The 2,174-nt window shown below is 35.6% G+C and carries 3 protein-coding genes and 1 pseudogene; 1 reads left to right on the plus strand and 3 read right to left on the minus strand.

The features are described 5' to 3' along the window. Nucleotides 1-191, plus strand: a 191-nt coding sequence (locus CV944_RS16785; RefSeq protein ID WP_233205272.1) for a transposase, incomplete at its 5' end; no start/stop codon positions are given. 36 nt (nt 192-227) lie between these two features. On the opposite strand, the gene CV944_RS16790 is transcribed toward CV944_RS16785, so the two are convergent. From CV944_RS16790 to CV944_RS16800, 3 genes and pseudogenes are all read right to left on the minus strand, one after another. Then, complete coding sequence (locus CV944_RS16790) at nt 228-1,298, minus strand: M50 family metallopeptidase (RefSeq protein ID WP_100664560.1); 1,071 nt, start codon at nt 1,296-1,298, stop codon at nt 228-230. Next, nucleotides 1,279-1,674 (minus strand): hypothetical protein, encoded by a 396-nt coding sequence (locus CV944_RS16795; RefSeq protein WP_483299649.1) that lies wholly within the window; start codon nt 1,672-1,674, stop codon nt 1,279-1,281. Before CV944_RS16795 ends, CV944_RS16790 begins: the two co-directional genes overlap by 20 nt. Before the next feature lie 297 nt (nt 1,675-1,971). Next, nucleotides 1,972-2,174: pseudogene (locus CV944_RS16800) on the minus strand (IS110 family transposase); the annotation flags it as partial.

The following is a 2,174-nucleotide window of genomic DNA, read 5'->3' on the forward strand; positions in this document are numbered from 1 at the left end:
TTATTTACCTTCCTCCCTATTCGCCACAGCTGAACCCGATCGAACGCTTATGGAAATGGCTGAAAGATACGGTGATTGCCAATGTATTTCACAAGGATCACAACGATATCATTCAAGCTATTACTCGGTTTGTCAACTACATCCACGAACGTCCGAAGGAAGTGCTGCAGCGCTTAGGGTATGCAGGATGACTGAGAAGTTAACTCTTCATGTTGCATGTATATAGTTTATATCATCATTTTTAACCTCAATTTTTGTAAGATATCTTTTTCAACATGATATACCCCTTGACCATTAGTATAGTTTAATTCATGTTCTAATTTGTTTATCAAACTTTTTGCTCCTTTAACATCTCCCTTTAAATACTTAATTATGGCAAGGGAACGGTTATAGGCATATGAATCTAATTTTGATACTCCTTTAAATAATTTATCTATTTCTTCTAAGTTTTCCTCACTGTTTCCATATAAAAATTTATAGAGTATGTATAAACTGTTAAAATTCCCTTTGATAAATTTATTTTCCTTTGTAAGCGGTTCATTTATGATTGGTTGTATACTTAAAAAAATCTGTTCAACATTCCCAGCGTCAAAATAATAATAAAAAAGAAATGTATAGATCATATGATTTTCAATTGAATTTTTCCCTTTAATTATTTCTTTACACTTTTCAATCAACTCTTTATCCCATTCAATTGGTCTTTTTGAACTAAACATCTCACTAAGTATTTGAAATTTTAAAATATGTAAAAACGTTTGTTCCTTGTCTTTAAATAATAAAAATATATTTCCTCCATCGTTTGCTTCCCCTTTTATAATTGGAAATGAGGTAGCTATAAATATAACAATGTTTAAAAGAGAACACCATAGCATAAAATCGTTTTTATAAATCTTCCCAATCATGAAAAATATAAGAAATGCTATAAAACTAAAAAAAGGGCCTCCAAACAAAAACAATCCCCATTTTGCTTTTATTTTAGAAAAAGTTTCAACAGTAGGGGTCACAAAAGAAACTCCACCGAAATAAATCCAATGTTTATTTTCACGTATTTTTAATTTTCCTTGCACTTTTTCAATTAAAAAGGGACCAAAAGTAAGAAAATGGAAATTAAACTTACATAATACCCCAAAGATCACATGCCCTAATTCGTGCAAAAAAATAGCAATAATCAAACAGATACCCAAAATCCATATATCGAAAATAGTCGATGCTAATGATGGAAATAATTTAGTAACTATTAAGGAAATAAAGAATATAATTAGAAGTAAAATACTAGGTCTATAAATTATATTTTGCATTAAAATCCTCCCTAACCATATTTCTTATAGATAAATCCAGATATTCTAGGAAGAGGCGGGATCCCAACCGAGTTCGGCGGGTATACGGGTTAAGATCGTTTGTTTTAGTTCTTGTTGTTGTTTTTTCATTAAGAACGGAACCCGCCCCAGTGGGCTTTTTCGGTCCAACAGAAGATTGAATAAGGAAACATAAAAAAACGACGGTTTGGCGGCACAGGTTGAGCATGGAAGCGACGTCTTTCCCCAGATACCCTTCCATGACGAGGCGAACGGCCATGACGCGTTGACGCAGGGAAATGTTTTTGATTTTTTTCTCTTCCTTTCGAAGGGTTCGTGGCGTCCATCCATGGTCATTGGTGATTTTCAATCGTTTCATTCCGTTTCCGCTCCTTTTCTTCGTGAAGTACCTAGGAGCAGTATAACCGGGGTGGAAGCCACTTATAAGGACGTTAATGTTTCAATGTGCATCTATCCTGAAAATACCCGAACGCCAAAATGCGTAAAGTGGCAGCGTTCAACATAGGGATATTTTCATCCCTCCGATGGTGACGAAATTTTTTTGTCATGGGAGTCTATCCTGAAAACACCATTTAAGACAAAAAACGGAGCCCACCTAGCCTTCGGAATCGGATTCCAAAGGAAGGTATTTCAGTATATATATGGTTAATAAGTGCTATGCACTCGTTTTTTCCAGTTTCACTTCGTACCCTAACCCCTCTAATCGTTTCACCGTTTGACGCACGATGCTCGCTTCTCGCTGCCGATCCCAGTAGTCGTCTCCCAACTCTCTATACGGTTCCTTTCGAGTTAAGATATAATAGATCATTTCTAAAATCGTTCTCCCGACCGCGACACTCGCTCGATTCGCTCCTCTTC

The organism is Geobacillus sp. WSUCF-018B, assembly GCF_002809985.1.
In the GTDB taxonomy this organism is placed as follows: Bacteria; Bacillota; Bacilli; order Bacillales; family Anoxybacillaceae; genus Geobacillus; species Geobacillus thermophilus.